This window comes from Streptomyces ipomoeae 91-03 (assembly GCF_000317595.1).
Lineage (GTDB): Bacteria > Actinomycetota > Actinomycetes > Streptomycetales > Streptomycetaceae > Streptomyces > Streptomyces ipomoeae.
In genome coordinates this window covers 1-21,589 of record NZ_AEJC01000537.1, presented here as the reverse complement: position 1 = coordinate 21,589, position 21,589 = coordinate 1, and the positions used below count along the sequence as shown (strand labels likewise).

Here is a 21,589-nt window from a genome sequence, read left to right as displayed (position 1 = left end):
GAGGACCGCGTGAGCGCCCCGAAGTGGGCGGTCGTCACCGGGGCCTCCTCCGGCATCGGCGAGCACCTCGCCCGGGGTCTGGCCGCGCGCGGCCACGACCTGTGGCTGATCGCGCGCAACACGCCGGCCCTGGAACTGCTCGCCAAGGAGCTGCGGGACGAGCACCGGGTGACGGTGCGCGTGAGGACCTGCGACCTGGCCGATCCCGCCGCACGCGAGGAGCTGGCCGGGGAACTCGCCGCCGAGCCGGTGTCGGTGCTCTGCGCCAACGCCGGGTTCCCCACCTGCGGGCCGTTCGGCGCGAACGACCCGGTGCGGGAGACCGCCGAGGTCCAGGTCAACGTCGTCGCGCTGCACGCCCTGGTGCAGGCCCTGCTGCCCGGCATGCTGGCCCGCCGGCACGGCCGCGTCCTGATCACCGGCTCGACCGCGGGCTACCAGCCCGTGCCGACGGCGGCCACCTACGCGGCGACCAAGGCGTTCGCCAACACGTTCGCCGAGTCGCTGCACGACGAACTGCGCGGCACCGGGGTGAGCTGCACGCTGCTCGCACCCGGCCCCGTGCGGACCAACTTCTACGCGGTGGGCGGCGTCCCCGGGTTGCAGGACCACCGGTTCCTCGCCTGGCTCACCCCCCGGCGGGTCGCCGAGGCGGGCCTGCGCGGTCTCGCCGAGGGGCGCCGCCTCGTGGTCCCCGGCCCGGTCGCCAAGGCCCAGTACCTGGCGGGCCGCCACACCCCGCGCGCGCTGCTGATTCCCGTGCTGCGCGGCGCGTTCCTGCCCCTGTTCCGCAAGGCCAGGGGCGCCGGCACCACCGGCACCAGACAGACCGTCAACTCCCGGAAGTGAGAAAGACATGGATGGCAGGAAACACCGCTGGTTCATCCTCGGGGCGTCGTTGATCCCGCTCGTCGCGGTCTTCGTCGCCATGGCACTGCTGTGGAACAAGATCTTCGGCTGGTCGGACATCGTGGTCCTGGTGATCATGTACGCCGTCTCCGGCTTCGGGATCTCCGCCGGATACCACCGCATGCTGACCCACCGCTCGTTCGAGACCTACAAGCCCATCCGCTACGCCCTCGCCACCGCCGGTGTGATGGCCGGCCAGGGCCCGCCGCTGATCTGGGCCGCCCACCACCGCAAGCACCACCGTGTCGCCGACAAGCCGGGCGACCCGCACTCCCCGCACCTGGACTTCGAGCCCGGGTTCAAGGGCACCATGGCCGGGCTGTGGCACGCCCACCTGGGCTGGCTGATGGACGTCGAGCTCAGCTCCGACCCGATGCGCTACTGCCCCGACCTGGTCCGTGAGAAGCCGCTGCGCTGGCTGAGCGAGCACCTGGTCCTCGTCACCGCCTCCAGCGTGGTCCTGCCCGGCGTCATCGCCTTCGCGATCACCGGCGGATCGGTGCGGGCGGGGCTCACGGGCATGCTGTGGGGCGGTCTGGTCCGGATCTTCCTGATCAACCACATGACGTACGCCGTGAACTCCGTCGGGCATGTCTTCGGGCGCCGCCGCTTCGAGACCACCGACGAGTCGCGCAACGTGGCCTGGCTGTCGATCCCGTCGTTCGGAGAGGCCTGGCACAACAACCACCACGCCTTCCCGCGCTCCGCCCGGCACGGCATGAAGTGGTACGAGATCGACCTCTCCGCGATCCTCATCTGGTCCCTGGAGAAGACCCATCTGGCCTGGAAGGTCATCCGTATCGACCCCGAGCGCATGACCATGCGCGAGGCCAACGTCAGCCGTGTCAGCGGGGCTTCGATGGACCGCAAGGAACTCCTGGAGTCCCAGCAGTCCCTCGCGCCCATGGCCGAACGCCGCCGCGACTCCGACGCCTCCCTCGTGGACGTCGAGTAGGCGACGGGCGCGGCCGGAGAACGGGACACACAAGAGACGGGGGAAGTAGTACGTGGAGTTCTTCAACGCCCTGACCAGCAGCGCCTCGCACGGCGTGCTGCACGAGTGGAACGGCGACGCCTTCGACCACACGCCCTGGCGCGAGGTCGTCGAGGACGCGCACGGGATGGCCGCGGGGCTGCGCACCCTCGGGGTGCGGCCGGGCACACGGGTCGCCGCCATCCTCACCAACACACCCGACACCGTCCGCGGGCTGCTCGCCGTCTGGCTGGCCGGCGGCGCCGTGGCCTCGCTTCCGCTGCCCACCCGCGGGCAGAGCCCCGAGGCGTACGGCGAGCAGTTGCGCGCCCTGTCGGCGCGGCTGGACCCGACACTCCTGCTCGTCGACGACTGGCTGACCGGCATGGTCCCCGAGGAGCTGAGCCGGCACCTCCCGGTCCGCGGCTGGTCGGCGCTGCGCGGCTCGGGCCGGATCGAGCCGAGCCCGCCGGGGCGGGACGACCTGGCGTTCATCCAGTACTCGTCCGGCTCCACCAGCATGCCCAAGGGGTGTGCGCTGACGACCCGTGCCATCGAGGAGCAGCTGCGGATCATCCTGCATCTGACGGGCGGCCGGCCGGGCGCGGACACCGTGGCCTCCTGGCTGCCCCTCTCGCACGACATGGGGATGTTCGGCTGTCTGCTGTACTCGTGGGCGTACGACTTCGACTTCGTGCTGTCCTCGCCCGACCGGTTCGGAATGGCGCCGCGCACCTGGTTCCGCGACATGTCGGAGTACGGGGCGACGATGACGGCGGGCACCAGCACGGCCGTGTACCTCGCGGCGCGGGCTCAGGGGCGGGGCTCGCTGCCGAAGGAACTGCGGCTGCGGGCCGCCGTGATCGGCGCGGAGCGCGTCGACTGGAACACCCTCGCCGAGGCGACGGAGAAGTTCCGGCCGTTCGGCCTGTCCGACTCCGCGTTCCAGCCCGCGTACGGCATGGCCGAGGCGACGCTCGCGGTGACCGGCAAACCCTGGGCCGAGCCGCCCAGGGCGCTCGCCTTCGACGGGCCCGCGCTCGTCGAGGGCGAGGTGGTCGAGGTGGCCCCCGATCATCCGAAGGCGACCCGGCTCGTCTCCAACGGCGTCGCCCTGCCCGGCGTCGCCGTGCGGGCCGGCTCCGGCGGCCGGATCGAGGAGATCCGGGTGTCGTCCCCCAGCCTGGCGAACGGCTACTACGCCGACCCCGAGCGCACGGCCGCCCGCTTCGAGGACGGCTGGCTGCGCACCGGCGACCTGGGCTTCGTCCGGAACGACGAGCTGTATGTGCTGGGCCGCGCCGACGACATGCTGTCGGTGGGCGGTCGGAAGGTCTACGCCTCCGAGATCGAGTCGGCGGTCGACAGCCTCAGGAACGTGCGCAAGGGCTGTGCGGCCGTCGTCGACGCCGGTGACTCGGGGATGTCCCGGCTCGTGCTGATGGTGGAGCCGCAGGGCAACCCGCGCGACTACCGGCCCATCGCCGAGGAGGCCGCGGCCCTGGCCATGGAGAAGGCCGGGGTCGCCCTCGCGGAGTGTCTGTTCCTCCCGCGTGGTGTCCTGCCGAAGACACCCAGCGGCAAGATCCAGCGCTTCCGCTGCCGCGTACTGCTCCACGAGGGACAACTCGCTCCGGTGGCCCGGGTGACGTTCGCCTGACCGGGCGTGCCGCGGGCGATCCCACGTACGGGGTGCGGCGCCGCCGGGAGCCGGCGCCGCGCCCCGCCGATGGGTGCCGTCGACGCAATAGAATCCCGCCCGAACACCCGAACACCCGAACTAATGGGCCGGTGACCGGATGAACGAATGACGAGCGGGCCGGCGCCTCGGCCGATCAGGAGGAGCAGCCCATGGCACCCATGGAACCCGTGAAAACGGAGCGGTTCGAGGTAAGCCGTGAGATCGCGGCGTCACCGACCCGGATATTCGGCCTGCTGTGCGACCCCCAAGGCCATGTCGCCATCGACAGCTCGGGGATGCTTCAGTCCGCGGACGGCGACCCCGTACGCAAGGCCGGAGACTCGTTCATCGTGCACATGGACCGCGAGGCACTGGGCGACCTCCCGATGGGCAAGTACGACGTCACGGTGGTCATCACCCGCTTCGAGCCGGATTCCCTCATCGAATGGACCCCCACATCCCCGGACTTCACCCCTGCTGTCAACCACCACTACGGCTACCGGCTCCAGCCCACCGCGAACGGCACCCACGTCACCTCGTACTACGACTGGAGCCGGATCCACGACCGCTACCGGGCCGCCGGAGTCTTCCCCATCCTCCAGCGATCCGCCCTCCGCGCCACCCTCGGAATCCTCGCCCGCACGGTCGAGCACGGCGCCTGATGGGTTCAGGAGGACGGCTGGGCGGCGCCGGGCGTGAGGGCCGTGGGGAGCTGGGATCTGCGGCGGATGCCGAGTTTGCGGTAGGCGCTGGTCAGGTGGGTTTCGACGGTGCGGCGGGCCAGGTGCAGGAGGCCCGCTATCTCGGTGTTCGTGCGGCCCTGCGCGGCCAGGGCCGCGATGCGGCGTTCGGCGTCGGTGAGGGATTCCGGGCCGGTCATGGCCGTCGCCGTGCGGCGGGCACCGCCCTCGCGCAGGGCCTCCTCCGCCATCGATCGCATGCGCACCGCGCCCAGCCGTTCGGCGCGTTCGGCCGCCTCGCGGAGGGCGTCGCGGGCCCGGGTCCGTTCACCGGCGGCGGTGAGCAGGCGTCCCTGGGCGATCAGGGCGGGGATCAGCTCGGTCTCGGCCGGTTCGGTGCCCGGAGCCACGGCTGCCCTGCCGTCCGGCGTCTCCTCCCCCGCGCCGTCGCCCTCTGCCGGGCCGGCGGCCCCTTCCGTCCCCTCCCGCAGCATCCGTACCGCCCTCTCCGCCAGTTCCAGGCCTCGGCGGCCCCCGGTTGCCATGGCCAGGACGCGCAGGGCACGGCCCAGTACTCGCGGTGTGTGCCACACCGTGGCGAGGTGGAGCTCCTCCTCGGCGAGGGCCAGCGCCTCGCCGGGGCGGCCCAGGGTCAGGTGGCATTCGGCCGAGGCCGCGCGCCACGGGGTGACCACCGGGCTCAGGACGTCCCTGGCCGTCTGGCGTCGGCCGCACTCCAGGAAGTCGTCGAGGGCGCCGGCGGGGTCGTCGGTGGCGGCGCGCAGGACGCCTCGGGCGTAGAGGAAGCGGTTCACCTCCCAGCAGTCGTGGGTGTGCTGGAGGTCGAAGTCGTCGGCGAGGCGGGTGGCCTCCTCCGTACGGCCCGTCTCGACCAGGGCGATGATCGCGTGGGCCCGCGCGTTCGCGGACTCGGATCCGCCCTCGGTCGGGCCCGACGCTCCCGAGTCGGCGAGGAGTTCGGCCAGTTCGGGTAGTTCGGTCAGCTCGGCGTACGCGCCACGTGCCGTGGCTATGTCGAGGCGTACGTTCAACAGGGCCTGGTGCATCGGGTGGAGCAGGGAGGCGCGCTGTCCGGCGAGGCCTCGGCAGACCAGGCGTTCGGCCTCGTCCAACTGGTCCGCCCACTGGGCGACGGCCGCGGCGGTGCCCAGCAGGAAGGCCTCCGAGAGGGGTTCGGCGGGCTCGGCCAGCAGGGCGCGGACGCGGCGCATCGCCGACTCCGCCGAGGTCAGGCCCGCCGTCGACTCGTAACGCACCAGCAGGGCCTGTCCGGCGGTGCCGACCAGCGCCGGGGAGCGCTCGGCGGTCTCACGGAGCCAGCGGTACATGTCCTGGCGTACGCCCTGGTCGTGGTCGGACAGCAGCGCGGAGGCGGTGTGGACCGTGCGGACCAGGTCGGGGTGGCCGGTCAGGTGCTCGTCCTGGAGGTCGCGCAGGACGTCGATCGCCACGCGGGCCTCGCCCCGGCGGGCGAGGACGGTGCCCAACGCCACCGCCGCGCGCACCCGGTCCTGGGGCGGGCCGGGGAGTTTCAGCGCCTCGGTGAGGCGCTGTATCCCGGCCGTGGAGCGCACGGTGGCGTATTCGAGTGAGCCCAGTTCGGTGAGGACGACCGTGCGGCGGCCCGGCGACATCGGCTCGTCCAGGGCGCGGCGCAGGAACGCCACGGCGTCTTCGCCGCGGTCGTCGCGGACGGCCAGGTCGGCGGCGTCCAGCAGCACGCCCGTCGCCCAGGCCCTGTCCACGGGGGCGGACCGCAGCAGCTGTCCGGCGACCGCCTCGGCGCCGTCGCCCCGGTGGCGCATCGCCTCGGCCGCGCGCTGGTGGGCCGCCTGCCGCCGGGCGGCGGGCCAGCCGCCGAGGATCGCGTCCCGGAGCAGGGGGTGGGCGTAGCGGGGGCGTCCGTCGGGGTCGGGACGCAGCAGGCCGAGGCGGGTCATCGCCGTGAGCCAGCCCGTCACTCGGGCGGGGTCGGCATCCGCCGTCCGGGCGAGGAGCGCGGCGTCGGCCACCAAGCCGCCGGTCCTGTCGCCCCGGCCGACCGCACCGCGCCTGGTGGGGCCGCCGATCCTGCCACCCCAGACGGTCACGCCACGCCGGGCGTCCACACCGCCCCTCTCCCTCAGGCCAGCCGCGCCACGCCGGGCATCCCCCACACCCCTGTCACCCCGGCTGCTCGCGCCGCCCCAGGTATCCCCACCGGTCCTGTCGCCCCGGCCGACCGCGCCGCGCCGGGCACCCCCGCCGGCCCGGTCGCCCCGACCGGCCGCACCACGCCCGGCATCCCCACCGGCCTCGTCACCCCCGCTGCCCACGCCACCCCCGGCATCCCCGTCACCCCGACCGGGCGCGCCACGCCGGACATCCCCCACACCCCTGTCACCCCGGCTGCTCGCGCCACCCCTGGCATCCCCCTCGCCCCGACCGGCCGCGCCACCCCTGGCGTCCGAGCCGAGCCCGTCCCCCCATCCGGCCCCATCTCCCCACCCGCCCCCGTCCTCCAGCGCGGCGAGCGCCCGTGCGACCTCGGTGGTCGCGGGTCCGGCGCTGTCCAGCCACCAGGAGACGGCGGCCGGGTAGGCGCCGGGATAGAGCGCGGCGCAGGTGTCGGGGAGGGCGCCCGCGTCGGCGTGCGCGAGGCCCTCCGTGTCGGTGTTCCGCAGGTCCTCCAGGAGGGCACGCAGCAGCAGCGGGCTGCCCGCGCTCGCGCGTACGCACTCGTCCACCCAGTCCGCCGGAGCGCTGCCGCCCCGGGCGTGACGCACCAGTTCGGCCATGGAGTCCGGGCCGAGCGGGGCCAGGGTGAGGGTGTGGACGAGGGAGGGGGAGAGCGCGTGGGTGAGGCCGTCCGCCGGGGGGTCGATGTCGTACTGGCTGCGCTCGGTCATCACCAGCAGCACCGGTAATCGGTCGATCCGCCGTACGGTCTCGACGAGCCAGCGCCGCGAGCAGACGTCGGCGAAGTGCACATCGTCCACGGCGACCATCAGCGGGGCCTCGGCCGCGTACGAGCACAGCAGCCGCCACAGCCGGGCGAACCTGCCGCGGTGCGGCGGGGTGCCGGGCGCGTCCGGCGCCTCCTCCGCCACGGCGTCGAACTCCGGGCCGTGGGCGAGGAGTTGGAAGACCGTGTCGAACGGTACGGCGGTGTGCTCCGGCGAGCAGCGGGCCCGCAGGACGCGCATGCCCTCGGCCGCCGCGTGCTCGGCGGCGGCCTCCAGCAGCGCGGTGCGGCCGGTTCCGGTGGCACCTCTGAGCAGCACCGGGCGGCCGGTTCCGGTTCGCGCCCGGGCGGCCTCCGCGACCAGCAGCTCCAGGGCGTCCTCGCGTTCGAGAAGCGGTTCCGGTCCGCACATCGCTGTCTCCTGTCGTAGAGGGTCCCGGGTTGCCCTGGTCGCCGGGGCGTGGCCCGCTTCGGTAGACGTGTGACGGGCGGTCATGGTGCACCGGTCGTGGTCGTCGGCTTTCGTGGCGGGGTCATCACCGATCTCGTGGTGCGTCTCGTGGTCGTCCACGATTGCCCGCGCCGCACCGCTCACAGGAGTGTGGTCGGAGCCCGTCGGCCACTCCCGTCACAGGAGCGGCGACCACTGCGGTGTTCACAGCCGCTACCGCGCGAGCTGCGGACACGCAGCCATCGCGGACATGGCAGACATGGGAGAAACGGTTGTACAGCTCGATCCGGACCACGGCGGACCAGCTCCGCACCACGACGGACCAGGGCAGGACGACGACGGACTCAGGCAGACCCCCGACGCAACCGATCCGGACCACGGCGGACCAGGGCAGAACGAGGACGAACCAGGCCCGGGCCACAACGGAATCGATCCGGACCCCGACGAACCAAGGCAGGGCGACGGCGGACCCGATCCGCACCCCGGCCGACCCGACCCGCACCCCGGCGGCCCCTGTCCGGACCACAATGGACCCGGGCTGGACCACGACGGACCCGGGCCGACCCATCGCAGACCACCGCGCCCCGAATCCCGAGCGCCGTATCCCGGTCGCGGTCCACACCTCCGACCCGCTCTCCCGCGCCGGCGTGCTCAGCCAGTTGCGCGGGCACCCGGTGATCGACCTGGTCGACGGCGCCGAGCCCCGGCCGGGCACCGTGACCGTGCTGATCGGCGACACCCCGGACGAGACCACGCTGTCGACGCTCCGCCGACTCGTGCGCAGCGACGGCGCGCGGGCCGTGCTCGTGGTGAGCGCGATCCGCGAGTCCGAACTGCTCGATGTCATCGAGTGCGGCGTCGGGGCCGTGGTGTGGCGCCACGAGGCCACCGCGCACCGGCTGTCGCAGGCCGTGATCGCCGCCGCCCGGGGCGACGGGGATCTGCCCGCCGATCTGCTCGGGCGGCTCATCAACCAGGTGGGCACCCTGCAACGCTCGGTGGCCGGTCGGGCCGGGGGGCCGCTCTCCGGCCTCGTGCCGCGTGAGATCGACGTCCTGCGGCTCGTCGCCGAGGGGTTGGACACCGGGGAGATCGCGAGCAAGCTGTCGTACTCCGAACGCACCGTCAAGAACGTGATGCATGGCCTCACCACCCGGCTGCACCTTCGCAACCGGGCACACGCCGTGGCCTATGCCCTCCGGGAAGGCTACATCTGATCGAACGGGCATCCGCACCAGGCCACTTGGGCACCACGGTCTGCCCGCACGACGTCCCCGCCACGCCTGCGGGGACGGACACCCGGAAGGGCACCATCGGGGGCAGACACACGACAGGCACAGGCCTCGGCCGCACGCGAGCGGAAGACCCGGCATGACGAGCGGGCCGCGCGACGGGCGCAGGAGAGGGGCATACGAGGACGTACGGAGCGGGAGCACGACGGTGATCCACGAGGTGGACGAGGTCCTCAAGACACTGATCGAGGGCGGCGCCCTGGCCGGTTCCGGCATCGACGTCTCCTTCGAGGCCCCGACCCGGGACTGGGCGGCCCGCCGCAACGCGCCCACCGTCAACGCCTACCTCTACGACATCCGCGAGGACACCTCCCGCCGCCAGCGCGGCCAGGCCCCCGTCCGCGACGAGCGCGACATCGTCGTACGCCGTCGCCTGCCGCCCCGCTGGTTCCGGCTGTCGTACCTGGTCACCGCCTGGACCAAACAGCCCCAGGACGAACACCGGCTGCTCTCGGCGGTGCTGGCCACCCTGCTCCCGCACGAGCTGCTGCCCGCCCGTGAACTTCCGGGCGCGCTCGGCGCGTTGGGGCTGTCCGTGCCGCTGACCGTGGCGGGGCCGCACGCCGAGTCGCGGTCCCTCGCCGAGATCTGGTCCGCCCTCGGCGGCGAACTGAAGCCGTCTCTCGACGTCGTCGTGACGGCTCCCGTCCCGGCCTATCCCGAGTACGACGCGGGCCCGCCGGTCACGGAGGGCGCGGTCGTACGCGTACGCGGCATCGACGGCACCCTGGAGGACTCGCCGGAGCGCGCCCACCGGCCACGGCATCTCGCGCCCGCCCCGGACATCGGAGCACGGTCCCAGTGACCACGCACGCCCCCCGCACCACCCCCTCACCCGGCGGCGCCCTCCTCACCCGCCTGGCCCGACTCCGCGACCGCGTCGCCGAGTTGGTCGCCGCCCGCAGCGTCGACGACCCCACCGCCGGGGACCCGCTACGGGGCCTGTACCTCTCCGACGAGGCGGTACGACACCTGCTGCGGCCCGCGCGGGAGTCGTACGCCTCGGTGTTCGAGGAGGCGGAGGAGGAGACGTACGGGGAGGTGGAGACGTACGGGGAGGTGGAGGCGTACGAAGGTACGAGACCCCCCGCCGCCGACCGGCTCAACCGACTCGCCGCGCGCCTCGGCCTCACCGAGCTGGACACCCGCATCCTCCTGATCGCCCTCGCCCCCGATCTGGACCGCTCCTTCGAACCGCTGTACGGGTATCTCAACGACGACGTCGGCAGACGGCGGGCCACGACCGGGCTCGCGCTCGATCTGTGCGGACTGCCGGTGCATCTCGCGGAGGCGCGCGCCCGGTTCCGCCCCTCCGCGCCGCTGACCGCGCTCGGGCTGCTGAGCGTGGAGGAGTCCGAACGGCCTTTTCTGAGCCGTTCGTTGCGGGTGCCCGACCGGCTGGTGGCGCATCTGCTCGGCGACGACGCCCCGGACGCCGCGCTCACCGGTCAGGTCCGTCCGCTCGCGGCGCCCCCGGGGCCGTACGACGAGGGGTTCACGGCCCGGCTGGCCACCCGGCTGGGCGGCGCCCCGCTCAGCGTCTATCTGCGGGAACACCGCCCGGGCGACGGCACGGCGTGCGCGGCGGCAGCCCTGCGCTCGGCCGGTGTCGAGGCCCTGCACTTCACACCCCCGGCGGACGAACCCGAACCCCCCGGCCACTCCCGCGGGCACATCCCCAGCCACGCCCCCGACCTCCACCTCCTCCCCCGCCTCCTCCTGGAAGCCCGCCTGGGCGCCCGCGCCCTCGTCGTGTCCCCGCTTCCCGAGCGGCCGGGCCCGCTGCTGCGGGCACTGTCGGCGGCCGACGACGTGACCGTGCTGTTCGCCGGGTCGCGGCCGTACGACCCGCAGTGGTGCGAGCGTGATCCGCTCGTCCTCGACGCGCCCCGGCCGCCGGCGGGTGCGGTGGACGTCTGGTCGGCGGCGCTCGGGGTGGGGGCGCAGGGGCCGGGGTTCGACCTGGCCGCCACGGTCGCCCCGTACCGGCTGGGCGGGGACCGGATCGAGCGGGCCGCCCGCGCGGCGCTGGACCTCGCGGCGTTCGACGGCACCGAGGTGACCGCCGCCCATCTGCGGCTCGCCGCCCGACAGCAGTCCGCGTCCGGTCTGGAGCGGCACGCGCGCCGGATCCGCCCCGACGTCGGCTGGGACGACCTGGTGCTGCCGGAGAAGCCCCTCGCCCAACTGCGCGAACTCGCGCTGCGCGCCCGGCACCGCGACCGGGTGCTCGGCGACTGGCGGCTGAGCGCCGGGGGCGGCCGGGGGCGTGGGGTGCTCGGGCTGTTCGCGGGCGAGTCGGGCACCGGCAAGACGCTCTCCGCCGAGGTGGTCGCCGCCGAACTGGGCCTGGACCTCTATGTCGTGCAGCTCTCCTCGATCGTCGACAAGTACGTGGGCGAGACCGAGAAGAACCTCGAACGGATCTTCACCGAGGCCGACCGCACCGACGCGGTGCTGCTCTTCGACGAGGCGGACGCCGTGTTCGGCAAGCGCTCGGAGGTCAAGGACTCCCACGACAAGTACGCCAACATGGAGAGCGCCTATCTCCTGCAGCGGCTGGAGTCCTTCGACGGCATCGCCCTGCTGACCACCAATCTGCGGGCCAATATCGACGAGGCGTTCACCCGGCGGCTCGACATGGTCGTCGACTTCCCGTTCCCGGACCCCGAGCAGCGCCTCGCCCTGTGGCGGCACAGCCTCGCCCATGTGCCGTGCGCCGGGGACACCGAACCGGCGGCGGTCGCCCGCGACTTCGAGCTGGCCGGCGGTGCCATCCGCAGCGCGGTCGTCACCGCCGCGTACACCGCCGCCGGGCGGGGCGGACCGGTCACCACGGCCGATCTGCTGGAGGGCGCCCGCCGCGAGTACCGCAAGGCAGGCCGCCTGGTGCCGGGCGAGGGCAACTGGTAGCCACCCGGCAGGAGGCGGGAACGACCCGAGGGCCCGGGGCCCGGGTTACAAACCGCCTGACGGACCACCAGCCGAAGCCGGAGGCCCGGGCCCGGGGCGCAGACCGACTGACGGACCGCCAGCCGAAGCCGGAGGCCCGGGCCCGGGGCGCAGACCGACTGACGGACCGCCAGCCGAAGCCGACGACCGAGGGCCGGGTCCAGGCCACAGCCCGACGGACGAACCACCGACCGAAGCCGACGACCGGCGGCCGAGGGCCAGGCCACAGCCCGAGGGACGGACCACCAGCCGAAGCCGGAGGCCCGGGTCCGGGGCGCAGACCGCCGACCGAAGCCGACGGCCGGGGGCCCGGGCCCGGGGCACAGACCGACGGACGGACCGCCAGCCGAAGCCGACGGCCGGGGGCCGAGGGCCAGGCCACAGCCCGAGGGGCGGACCGCCGACCGGAGCCGACGGCCGGGGGCCGAGGGCCAGGGCGCAGAGCGACTGACGGACCGCCGACCGGAGTCGACGGCCCGCCACTCACCGACCGCGCCCCAACCCGGTCGGTGGCTTCCCCGGAGCCCCACCTCACACGCTCACACCGTGAACTTGACCGCTTCCAGCCAGACGCCGTTGTCGAGGGTGCCCCCGAAGATCCAGTGATCCCCTTCGTTCGGCTTGTCGCAGGCCAGGTTCTGCCAGCCCCTGTCCTTCTGGTGAACCGCCTGGCAGACCGCCTTGTTGCCGTTGTCGACGTTGATGGTGAAGCCCAGCATGTCCGGGGCGTCCTTCTTGGTGCTGCCGAAGTAGTTGTCGCTGCCGTCGGGCGCGTTGGACCACGGCTTGCCGTTGTAGGTGCCCTTGCCGTCGGTCGAGTCGGGGTTGTGGACGAACGCGGCGCTGGCCGTGCCGCCGACACCGGCCACCGCGATGTTGAGGGCCTTGATCGGTCTGCTCTGGCCCACCGTACCGGCCATGTCGCCGTCGCACTCCGGGGCCGTCCAGCCCTTGCCCGTCACATAGGCGCGGTAACAGATGTGCCTGCCGCCCGGGTCCGACGCGGCCAACCGGTTGACGGCGGTCGCGGCCGTGGGCACCGACTTCTTCTTCTCCTCGGAGCCACCGTCCGACCCGCCGCCGCTGCCTCCCCCGCTTCCGCCGCCGCTGCTCGCGGCCTCCGGCTCCTCCTCCGGCTGCTGCTGGGGCGTGGGGGGAGCCGTGGGCATGGGCGGCGGGGCGGTCGCCGGTGCCTCGGGGCTGGGCTCCAGCGTGCTGACGGCGGCCGGCTCCGTCTTCTCCCTGGCGTCACTGCGGACCTGCGGCTTGTAGGCGAGCCACAGCGTCACGAAGGTGATCGCCAGCGCCAGGAAGACACCGAGGAACGTGGCGAGCCAGCCCGGCAGGAACCCCCGCTGCACATACATGCCGTCGACGCCGAGCGGCGCGACCCCCGAGCGCTGCACGGCGAAGGTGTACGGCCGCTCCTCCTTCGACCCGAACCAGATGATCTGCCGCGGCTTCAGCGTGGCGTTCACGAACGCGGCCCGGCCGGGCTCGATCTGGACGTTGCTCGGGTGGATGTCGTACGAGAGGTGGTCCCCGTTGTCGCTGCCGCTGACCGACGCGGTCACCTTGGTGTTGCCGAGGTTGTCCACGGCGAGCTTGGGCCGCCCCCGGAACCGTCCCTTGACGGTGTGCGGCACGAGTTCCGCCCGCACCTCCGTGAACGGGGTGATCGTCAGGTTCCCCTCGGGAACCGTCGTCGCCTCCGGGTGCTCGGTCGGTGTGATCCGCACGGCGTACGGGTTGGGGCCGGCCGTCGCGTCCGGGGTGCGCGGCGGGGCGAACGTCAGCTCCACGGTGCCCGTGGTCCCCGGGTACAGCCGGAGCGTCTGCGGCTCGACGGTCGTCCAGGGGGCGAGGTCGCCGACCGGTTCGAAGCGGTACTCGTCGACGACGTCACCGGTGTTGCGCAGGCGCAGTCGTACGGTCGTGCTGGCACCCGGGTCCACGGTCGTGGAGGCGGGTTCGAGGGAGGTCCAGAGGCTCATGTCGGCGATCAGTGCTTCTCGTTGTGGACGATCCAGCTCTCGCCGTAGAGCCAGTTGCCTTGTGTGTCGTACACGGTGGTTGACGCTTCCAGTCGTTCCGGGATCTTGGTGGCGTAATTGGCGTCGATGTCCGCGGCGACGGCACCGGTGGCGCCGAGTCCGGCTCCGGTCACCCGGCCGTAGACCGCCTTCACCTCGTACTCGACGATGTTGCCGTTGTTGATTTCCTTCTTCACCTGGGCTTCGGCCATGTGAAGGTGGTTGCTGTTGCCGGTCTTGGTCAGCGGGGTGAGGTTGTCGAGGGTGTTTCCGGGGCCGCCGAGGTTCTCGTTGAGCAGGTGTCCCTGCACCATCTGGGCGGCGAACCAGTCCGCCGTGGCGCCGGTGCCCGCCCTCGGCCACCACTGCGGCTTCACCCTCGGGGAGGATCCCGGGGGGATCCGCCCCGGGTGAAGTTCCGCCTTCATGTAGCTCCCCGCGCCGTTGTGCAGGGCGCCGTAGGTCACGTACGGAGCGCCGGTGTACACCCGTTGCACACTGTCGCCGACGAACGGTTCCGGGGATTCCGGGGCGGTGGCCGACGGCTCGTCCGTGGCCATGCGCTGCACGGGGGCGGACATCACCCTGTGGGCGTTGGCCTCCGCCTCCCGCTCCGCGTGGTCGTCGGGGCTGCTGACCCGCAGCCCGCTGCCGTTGTCGGTACCGGGGACGGACCCTCGCCGCTGCTGGAGGACGTGCGTCAGCTCATGGGCGAGGGTGTGCTTGTCCGTACCGCCCGGGCCGAGCACCACATGGCTGCCGGAGGTGTAGGCCCGCGCGCCGATCTCGGTGGCGGACCGCTGGGCGACCGTGTCCGTGTGGACGCGTACGTCGCTGAAGTCGGCGCCGCCGAACCGGCCCTCCATCTCGGTGCGCAGCGGCTCGTCGAGTGGCCGGCCGGGGGACCGCAGCACCTGGTGCACCGCGGAACGCTGAACCGCCGGGCCGTGGCCGCAGTGCGCGTCGTGCTGGTGGCGCTGCTCCGCGACGGCCCGTGCCACGGCGGCGTTGCCCGCGGAGCGCTGCAGGGCCAGGAGTCGCTCGGCGGGCGTGCCCGCCGACCCGGTCCGACGGACGCCGCCCCGACTTCCGGCCTTGTCGCCGGACTTGTCGGTGCGTTCTTCCTGTGCGCGCACGGCTCTCCCCTCCACGGCTGGTCCACCAGCCTTACGGGCACGCGCCGGGCACGGGAAGGACCACGGGGGCAGCCGCACGGGCAGCTCGCGCGGCTCCACGGGCAGACACCGGGAGACGAGAGGGGACGACTTGCCCGTACGGGCAACAGCGGTGCCCCCGAACAGGTACCGGAGGACGTTTCGACGGCCGCGCTTCGCGCGTGAGGGTGGAAGCGACCTGTCTCGTACCCCGAGGAGAGCAGAGCATGCCGTCCTACCTGTCGCCCGGCGTATACGTCGAGGAGGTGGCCAGCGGCTCGCGCCCCATCGAGGGTGTGGGCACGTCGGTCGCGGCCTTCGTCGGACTGGCGCCGACCGGTCCGCTGAACGAGCCGACGCTGGTGACCAACTGGTCCCAGTACGTCGCCGCCTTCGGCGAGTTCACCGACGGGTACTACCTCGCGCACTCGGTGTACGGCTTCTTCAACAACGGCGGCAGCGCCGCGTACGTCGTCCGTGTCGGCGGCATCGCCGAGGGCGCGTCCGGCACCGGCGTCCCCGCCGCCGTGACCGGCTCCGCCGCTCCGGCGGCCCTTCCGCCGGGCGAGCCCAAGCAGCTGGGTACCTTCAGCGTGGCCGCCATCGCGGGCGGCTCGCTCAGCGTCGAGGTCGCCGACCCGGAGGGCGAGGGACCGGCGGAAAGGTTCCGGCTGATCGTCAAGGACGGCGACAAGGCCGTCGAGACCTTCGACGTGACCGCCAAGAAGGGCGGCCGCAACTACGTCGTCACCCAGGTCAAGGAGCGCTCGAAGCTCATCTCGGTCACGGAGGCGGCGCCCGCCGCGCAGCTCGTACGCCCCGACAACCAGACGGTGGCCCTGGCGGCGCCCGCCGCCCCCGTCCCCGTCGCCCCCACCGGGTCGGGCGAGGCGCACCCCGGCCCGCGCGAGTACCTCGGCGACTCCGCCGACCGCACCGGCTTCGGCGGTCTGGAGGCGGTCGACGAGATCTCCATGGTCGCGGTGCCCGATCTGATGGCCGCCTACCAGCGCGGCGCGATCGACCTGGAGGCCGTCAAGGCGGTCCAGCTCGGCCTCATCGCCCACTGCGAACTGATGGGCGACCGGGTCGCCGTCATCGACCCGCCGCCCGGCCTCAACGCCCGCCAGATCCGCGTCTGGCGCCAGGAGACCGCCGGCTACGACTCCAAGTACGCGGCCCTCTACTACCCCTGGATCAAGGTCTTCGACCCGGCCACCGGCCAGTCCAAGGTGGTCCCGCCGAGCGGCCATGTCGCCGGCGTCTGGGCCCGCAACGACTTCGAACGCGGTGTGCACAAGGCGCCCGCCAACGAGGTCGTACGCGGTGCCGTGGACCTCGAACTCCAGATCACCCGGGGCGAGCAGGACCTTCTCAACCCCATCGGCGTCAACTGCATCCGCGCCTTCCCCGGGCGTGGCATCCGTGTCTGGGGCGCCCGCACCCTGTCCTCCGACCCGGCCTGGCGCTACCTCAACATCCGCCGGTACTTCAACTACCTGGAGGAGTCGATCCTCATCGGCACCCAGTGGGTGGTGTTCGAGCCGAACGACCACGCCCTGTGGGCCCGCATCCGGCGCAATGTCTCCGCGTTCCTCGTCAACGAGTGGCGCGGCGGAGCCCTCTTCGGCCAGCGGCCCGAGGAGGCGTACTACGTCAAGTGCGACGAGGAGACCAACCCGCCGGAGTCGGTCGACCTCGGCCGGGTCATCTGCGAGATCGGCATCGCGCCGGTCAAGCCCGCCGAGTTCGTGATCTTCCGGCTGGCCCAGTTCTCCAGCGGGAGCGGGGAGCTGGAGGAGTAGGAAGCCTCCGGAACCGCCCCCCTCCCAGCCCCCGTGACTCCTCCCTTTGCCTAGAAGGACAGCGAACCCATGAGCCTGATGCAGGCCGACAGCCTCACTTCACACAACTTCGGCCTCCAGATCGACGGGGTGATGGTCGAGTACCTCGCGGAGGTCAGCGGCCTCACCCTCGAACAGGACGTCATCACCTATCAGCAGAACTCCGCGCAGGGCCGCCCCGAGGTCAACCTGCTGCCGGGTGTGCAGAAGAGCGGACAGTGCACGGTGGTGCGCGGTATGACGCAGTCGGCCTCGTTCACGCAGTGGATCAACGACTCGATCGCCGGTCAGATGGCCTCGGCCCGCAAGAACGCCTCCATCATCATGATGGACTTCGAGAACAACCCGGTGAAGCGGTACAACATGCGCAACGCCTGGTGCAGCAAGGTCGACGCCAGCACCCTGAAGGCCGGCGAGGCCGCCGCGCTCACCGAGACCGTGACCATCGTCTTCGAAGAACTGGTCATCGAGTAATGCGGCGAACGGCTGGGCGTACGGCCGCCGGGGCGGGCGCGGGCGCGATCGTGGACGTACCGGCGGCCGAGGGGACGGCGCCGGGACCGGGCCCCGGTCCGGGTGCCGGGCCGGGGCAGTCGGCCGCCCCCGCGCCCTCTCCCGCTCCCGCCGTCGCGCCGATGGCGCAACGGCTGCGGACGGAGTTCCCGTTCGAGCTGCCGCGCGGTTACGTCGACGAGTCGGGGACGGTCCACCGGGAGGGCGTGATGCGTCTCGCCACGGCCCGGGACGAGCTGATCCCGCTCCGCGACGTCCGTGTGCAGGAGAACCCGGCGTATCTGTCGGTGGTGCTGCTGGGCCGGGTCATCACCCGGCTCGGCACGCTGCCGATGGTGCACGACGGGATCGTGGAGAACATGTTCGCCTCCGACCTGGCGTTCCTGCAGGACTTCTACCGCCAGGTCAACGCCGAGGGCCACACCCGCGCCGCCGTGGAGTGCCCGCACTGCTCCGAGCCCTTCGAGGTCGAACTCGGCGGGAGCCGCCTGGGGGAATCGTGACGTACGCGACCGACCGGCTGCACGAGGAGATCGCGTACGTCGCCTACCACTTCCACTGGAGCCTGGAGGAGATCCTGGACCTCGAACACCAGGACCGCCGCCGCTACACCGAACAGATCGCGACCCTCGTGTCACGCGCGGGCTCGGAGGTCTGACCGATGGGTTTCCTCGACCGCCTGAGAAGCGGAACGGCATGGACCGGCACGGCCCGGGGGCGGAACCGGGGCCGGGACAGGACCGGTGCCGGGTCGGCCGATGCGGGGGCGGGCACGGGTTTGGGTGCGGGCTCAAGTGTGGGTACGGCTGCGGTGAGGGCCGGGGTGGCTTCGGCGGCCGGAGTGGGGGAGGTCGGCGGCGCCGCTTCCGTCGGGGGCGTGGCTTCGCCGGGCGCGGCGGCTTCGGCCGGCGGCGTGGCTCCGGTGGCCGGTTGGATGGGCCTGGGGCCGATTCAGCGGGCTGTCGTCGGGCGGAGCGGGGTCGCTGATGCCGGGTTCGGGGGTCGGTTGACGACCTGGCAGAACCCGTCCTTCACCGGGACGTTGTCCCACGCCGTCCTGCGCGAGGCCCCCGCCGGGCTGGTCAAGGACGTGGTCACCACGCCGGGAAGGCCGGTCCCCGGGCTCGAACCGCCCTCGCTCACCCTGCCGGTGGCAAACGACGAGCCTCCGCTGCCGGTCAACGCGTCCGCCACCGCCGAGCTGCCGATACAGCGCGCCCCACACCCGATCCGGGCCACCCGCCCGACGGGCCCCCGGGTCACCCCCGTACCGCCGTCGCCCACCCCCCACCGGCCGACCCCGCTGACCAAGGGTCCCACCACACCTGCCGTGCAGCGCCGGACGCTTCCGGCTGCGCGCCGACAGGCTTCGGGCGTTCCGGGGAACGGGGGACCAGGCGGTACGGCGTCGGGTTCCGCCGCTGCGAGGGCCGACCTGGCCGACTCGGCCGAGACGAGCGCGGACCTGCTCGCCTCGGCCGCTTCGGGGAACGCCCCGGTCGGCGGTACGGCGTCGAACTCCGTCTCTTCCTCTTCGTCGACGCGCTCCGGCGGCGGGGCGAACAGCATCCAGCGAGCGACATCCGACTCCGGCAGCACCACGCCCGGCGCCGGCGTCACACCGCCGACATCCCCCAGGACGACAGCTGGGCCCGCCCTCCCGGCAGACGACCGCATCCGCACCACCGTCGACGTCCAACGGGAACCATCTGCGCCGAGCGTCCCCGTTCGCGCTGCGGCGGACACCGGCGCGTCGGCGCCCCCTGGTCACATGGCCCCAGGCCCCAGCCGTACGACGGTCAACGTCCAACGAGCGGCAACCGATCCCCGTCGTACGGCGGCCGACCCCGGCGCAACGCCGAAGAGCTCCGCCGCTCCATCGACCACTCCCCATCCGGCGTCGACCGCCCCCGGCGGCACGCCGACCGGCCCGGCCAACGCGGTCGCCGGCCCCCGACGCACGACGACCGACCTCAGCAGCAGCTCGGCAACCACGCCGACAGGCACGACTCCCGCATCCGGCCGGGGGGCCGGTGGCCCCGACGCGCCCGCCGCCGGACCGAGTAATGCGGTGGCCGGCATCCAGAGGACGACGACCAACCCGACCGGCACGCCGACCAGCTCTGCCGGACCCACCCGGGCGTCCGGCGCACCGGCAATCGGCCCCGACGCGAGAACGAGCGGCCCCAGCGACACGGCAGCCGACATCCGGCGAGCAGCCACCAACCCCAGCCGCACACCGGCCACGCCCACCCGAACCGGGCGCGACACACCACCAGGCCGCCACAACGCAACACCGAACAAGCCCAGCAACGCGGTAACCGACAACCAGCAAGCAGCCACCGGCCCCGGCACCAATGTGGTCGGCATCCAGCGAACGACGGCCGACCCGAGCGGCACACCGACCAACCCCGCCGGAACGGTCACCGACCCCCGCACGGCGCCGGAGCTCTCCGGCGACAGGGCGACGGCGGGCCCCAGCAACGCATCGGTCGCCGTCCAACGGGCCATACCCAGCCCCAGCCCCAGCCGTACGGCAGCCGAGTCGGCCGCCGCCCCCGCCCGCCCCGGCCTTGCAGCGAACGGGCCGCACCGCTCGGTCGCCGCCCCCGGCGCGACGGTGAGCGGTCCGCACGGCCCGGCGGCCGGCCCCGGCGAGGCCGTGATCGGCAGCGCCCGGCGACCGACCACCGGCCCCCTCGGCACACCGGCTTCCCCCAGCGGCACGGCAGTCGACGCCCAACGGGCAACGGCCCGCCCCAGCGCAACGGCTGCCGAGCCCGCCGGAACCGTCCCCGTCTCGGCAGCCGCGACCACCGGTGCCCACCACCCGGCCCCCGGCGCCGTTCGTTCGGTGGCGGACCACGGAGTTCCTGCCGCGCCCCCGCGTGGAACCACCGCCGGCCCTGCCAACGCACCCACCAGCGCAAGGACGGGCACCAACAGCGGGACCCCCGGTCCGGGCACGGCGCCCCAGGTCCAGAGGGCGGTTGTCCGTCCTGGCGGTGACGGTTCAGCGACCGTCGCCGGCGACCCGCCGCTCCCGGCCGCCCCTGCCGCACCGTCCAGCACCCCGAACTCACCCCTCCCCGGGCCGAATCAGAACACCCAGGCCACCCCTGGCATCACCGCGCCCCTACCGGGCGCACCGTCCGCAGCAGCCACACACCCCGTGCAGCGCACCGCTTCCGGCGGAACCCGGCGTATGGGCCTCGGCGCCCCGACCTCACGCCAGGCAGCGCCCCCGAACACCACCCCGCCTCCAGGCCACGTGGCGCCCCCGAACACCACCCCGCCCCCAGGCCACGTGGCGCCCACGCACGCCACCACTGCCTCGGCAAACACACCCCTCACCGGGAACGCCCCCATCACCCCAGCCGCCCCCACCGGACCGACCACGTCCTCACCCACCCCCGCCCCGGTCCAACGCACCACCACCCCGGCCTCCCGTCAACGCTCCCTCCTCGGCGCCCCCCTCTCCGCCCCACCCGCAGACGCCGCACCCCTCTCACGCCGTACCACCCCCAGCGCTTCAGTCCCCACCGTCCAGCCTCCGGCGCGACGGGCGACAACCCCCACTCCCCGAAACACACCCCCGAAGCCCACCCCCGGCCCAGCCACACCCGCCCCCGCCACTCCCGCCCCAGTCACGGCACCCCGCACCAGCGCCCTCACACCGCCCGCAGCACCCCCTCCCATACGCCCCCTCACCCCCGCACGCGCCCTGACCCCAGCCCTGCCTCCCACAACACCCCCCACCGTCCAGCGCCGAACGTCCCCCGCCGCCGTACCCCTGCGCCGCCCCGCGCCCAAGGACCACCGCCCCACATCCCCGGCACAGGCACAGCCACACGTACCGCCACTGAGCCGCACCACCCCGACGGCAACCCCGACGCCCCCGGCGAGGCCGAACACGTCCCCCATCCCGACGGCCGTCCAACGACACGCGTCCCCCGCCCCCGTACACAGCCCCGCCCCTACGCCCGCACCCACCCCCACACCGATCCAACGCACCCCAGAACCCCCACTCCGCCCCACCCTCGCCAAAACCACCACATCCATCTCACCCGTAACCGCCACCGGCACCGGCACCGGCACCACGACCGCCACCTCCACCCCCCGCCCGACCACCACCCCCACAC

General features: G+C 73.3%; 16 protein-coding genes. 11 read left to right on the top strand and 5 right to left on the bottom strand.

All coding sequences use genetic code 11. The features are described 5' to 3' along the window. Positions 1–9: 9 nt before the first annotated feature. The 4 genes from STRIP9103_RS35265 (at position 10) to STRIP9103_RS35250 (ending at position 4,225) form a co-directional block, all read left to right on the top strand. Entirely contained in the window at positions 10–849 is an 840-nt protein-coding gene (locus tag STRIP9103_RS35265) for an SDR family NAD(P)-dependent oxidoreductase (RefSeq protein WP_009329912.1), read from the top strand. 7 nt (positions 850–856) lie between these two features. Continuing rightward, entirely contained in the window at positions 857–1,864 is a 1,008-nt protein-coding gene (locus STRIP9103_RS35260) for an acyl-CoA desaturase (protein WP_009329964.1), read from the top strand. Positions 1,865–1,916: 52 nt separating this feature from the next. Beyond that, positions 1,917–3,542, top strand: coding sequence for an AMP-binding protein (locus STRIP9103_RS35255; RefSeq protein WP_009329894.1), 1,626 nt, complete (start codon positions 1,917–1,919; stop codon positions 3,540–3,542). A gap of 191 nt (positions 3,543–3,733) precedes the next feature. Further along, on the top strand, positions 3,734–4,225 hold the full coding sequence (locus tag STRIP9103_RS35250; protein WP_009329891.1) for an SRPBCC family protein: 492 nt from the start codon (positions 3,734–3,736) through the stop codon (positions 4,223–4,225). Positions 4,226–4,230: 5 nt separating this feature from the next. Here the strand turns inward: STRIP9103_RS35250 and STRIP9103_RS52255 are convergent, their stop codons facing one another. Next, positions 4,231–7,620: a helix-turn-helix transcriptional regulator gene (locus STRIP9103_RS52255; RefSeq protein ID WP_009329952.1), complete on the bottom strand. Its 3,390-nt coding sequence runs from the start codon at positions 7,618–7,620 to the stop codon at positions 4,231–4,233. A 566-nt stretch (positions 7,621–8,186) separates the two neighbouring features. Here STRIP9103_RS52255 and STRIP9103_RS35240 point away from each other — a divergent pair. The 3 genes from STRIP9103_RS35240 (at position 8,187) to STRIP9103_RS35230 (ending at position 11,864) form a co-directional block, all read left to right on the top strand. Continuing rightward, positions 8,187–8,876, top strand: a complete 690-nt coding sequence (locus STRIP9103_RS35240) for a helix-turn-helix transcriptional regulator (protein WP_009329940.1) — start codon at positions 8,187–8,189, stop codon at positions 8,874–8,876. Positions 8,877–9,099: 223 nt separating this feature from the next. Beyond that, on the top strand, positions 9,100–9,756 hold the full coding sequence (locus STRIP9103_RS35235) for a DUF4255 domain-containing protein (protein ID WP_048821553.1): 657 nt from the start codon (positions 9,100–9,102) through the stop codon (positions 9,754–9,756). Then, positions 9,753–11,864 carry an ATP-binding protein gene (locus STRIP9103_RS35230; protein WP_009329910.1) on the top strand — a complete coding sequence of 704 codons (2,112 nt, stop codon included), beginning with the start codon at positions 9,753–9,755 and terminating at the stop codon, positions 11,862–11,864. Before STRIP9103_RS35235 ends, STRIP9103_RS35230 begins: the two co-directional genes overlap by 4 nt. A gap of 578 nt (positions 11,865–12,442) precedes the next feature. On the opposite strand, the gene STRIP9103_RS35225 is transcribed toward STRIP9103_RS35230, so the two are convergent. After that, positions 12,443–13,897 (bottom strand): clostridial hydrophobic W, encoded by a 1,455-nt coding sequence (locus STRIP9103_RS35225; RefSeq protein ID WP_009329955.1) that lies wholly within the window; start codon positions 13,895–13,897, stop codon positions 12,443–12,445. Positions 13,898–13,905: 8 nt separating this feature from the next. Further along, positions 13,906–15,072, bottom strand: a complete 1,167-nt coding sequence (locus STRIP9103_RS50280) for an eCIS core domain-containing protein (RefSeq protein WP_052315603.1) — start codon at positions 15,070–15,072, stop codon at positions 13,906–13,908. Between the two features lie 245 nt (positions 15,073–15,317). Here STRIP9103_RS50280 and STRIP9103_RS35215 point away from each other — a divergent pair, with 245 nt between their 5' ends. The 4 genes from STRIP9103_RS35215 to STRIP9103_RS50940 all read left to right on the top strand — a co-directional run bounded on the left by STRIP9103_RS35215 (position 15,318) and on the right by STRIP9103_RS50940 (position 18,105). Further along, a complete protein-coding gene (locus tag STRIP9103_RS35215; RefSeq protein WP_009329900.1) occupies positions 15,318–16,895 on the top strand; it encodes a phage tail sheath family protein in 1,578 nt (525 codons plus the stop codon). Positions 16,896–16,964: 69 nt separating this feature from the next. Continuing rightward, positions 16,965–17,408, top strand: a complete 444-nt coding sequence (locus STRIP9103_RS35210; protein ID WP_009329960.1) for a phage tail protein — start codon at positions 16,965–16,967, stop codon at positions 17,406–17,408. Further along, positions 17,408–17,950, top strand: a complete 543-nt coding sequence (locus STRIP9103_RS35205; protein ID WP_009329905.1) for a hypothetical protein — start codon at positions 17,408–17,410, stop codon at positions 17,948–17,950. The genes STRIP9103_RS35210 and STRIP9103_RS35205 overlap by 1 nt, the downstream gene beginning before the upstream one ends. Further along, a complete protein-coding gene (locus STRIP9103_RS50940) occupies positions 17,947–18,105 on the top strand; it encodes a DUF6760 family protein (RefSeq protein WP_009329918.1) in 159 nt (52 codons plus the stop codon). The genes STRIP9103_RS35205 and STRIP9103_RS50940 overlap by 4 nt, the downstream gene beginning before the upstream one ends. A gap of 293 nt (positions 18,106–18,398) precedes the next feature. On the opposite strand, the gene STRIP9103_RS35200 is transcribed toward STRIP9103_RS50940, so the two are convergent. Together STRIP9103_RS35200 and STRIP9103_RS35195 are read right to left on the bottom strand one after the other, a co-directional pair. Beyond that, complete coding sequence (locus STRIP9103_RS35200; RefSeq protein ID WP_158696938.1) at positions 18,399–19,124, bottom strand: hypothetical protein; 726 nt, start codon at positions 19,122–19,124, stop codon at positions 18,399–18,401. 90 nt (positions 19,125–19,214) lie between these two features. Continuing rightward, positions 19,215–19,958 carry a hypothetical protein gene (locus STRIP9103_RS35195; RefSeq protein ID WP_158696937.1) on the bottom strand — a complete coding sequence of 248 codons (744 nt, stop codon included), beginning with the start codon at positions 19,956–19,958 and terminating at the stop codon, positions 19,215–19,217. Positions 19,959–21,589: the final 1,631 nt, after the last annotated feature.

What these genes read in the sequence shown, in the direction of transcription:
- STRIP9103_RS35215 (WP_009329900.1), top strand. Translation starts at nt 15,318, where the DNA reads ATGCCGTCCTACCTGTCGCCCGGCGTATACGTCGAGGAGGTGGCCAGC.
- STRIP9103_RS52255 (WP_009329952.1), bottom strand. Translation starts at nt 7,620, where the DNA reads ATGTGCGGACCGGAACCGCTTCTCGAACGCGAGGACGCCCTGGAGCTG.
- STRIP9103_RS35200 (WP_158696938.1), bottom strand. Translation starts at nt 19,124, where the DNA reads ATGCGGTCGTCTGCCGGGAGGGCGGGCCCAGCTGTCGTCCTGGGGGAT.
- STRIP9103_RS35240 (WP_009329940.1), top strand. Translation starts at nt 8,187, where the DNA reads ATGGACCCGGGCTGGACCACGACGGACCCGGGCCGACCCATCGCAGAC.
- STRIP9103_RS35195 (WP_158696937.1), bottom strand. Translation starts at nt 19,958, where the DNA reads ATGGCCCGTTGGACGGCGACCGATGCGTTGCTGGGGCCCGCCGTCGCC.
- STRIP9103_RS35210 (WP_009329960.1), top strand. Translation starts at nt 16,965, where the DNA reads ATGAGCCTGATGCAGGCCGACAGCCTCACTTCACACAACTTCGGCCTC.
- STRIP9103_RS35225 (WP_009329955.1), bottom strand. Translation starts at nt 13,897, where the DNA reads ATGAGCCTCTGGACCTCCCTCGAACCCGCCTCCACGACCGTGGACCCG.
- STRIP9103_RS35260 (WP_009329964.1), top strand. Translation starts at nt 857, where the DNA reads ATGGATGGCAGGAAACACCGCTGGTTCATCCTCGGGGCGTCGTTGATC.
- STRIP9103_RS35250 (WP_009329891.1), top strand. Translation starts at nt 3,734, where the DNA reads ATGGCACCCATGGAACCCGTGAAAACGGAGCGGTTCGAGGTAAGCCGT.
- STRIP9103_RS35205 (WP_009329905.1), top strand. Translation starts at nt 17,408, where the DNA reads ATGCGGCGAACGGCTGGGCGTACGGCCGCCGGGGCGGGCGCGGGCGCG.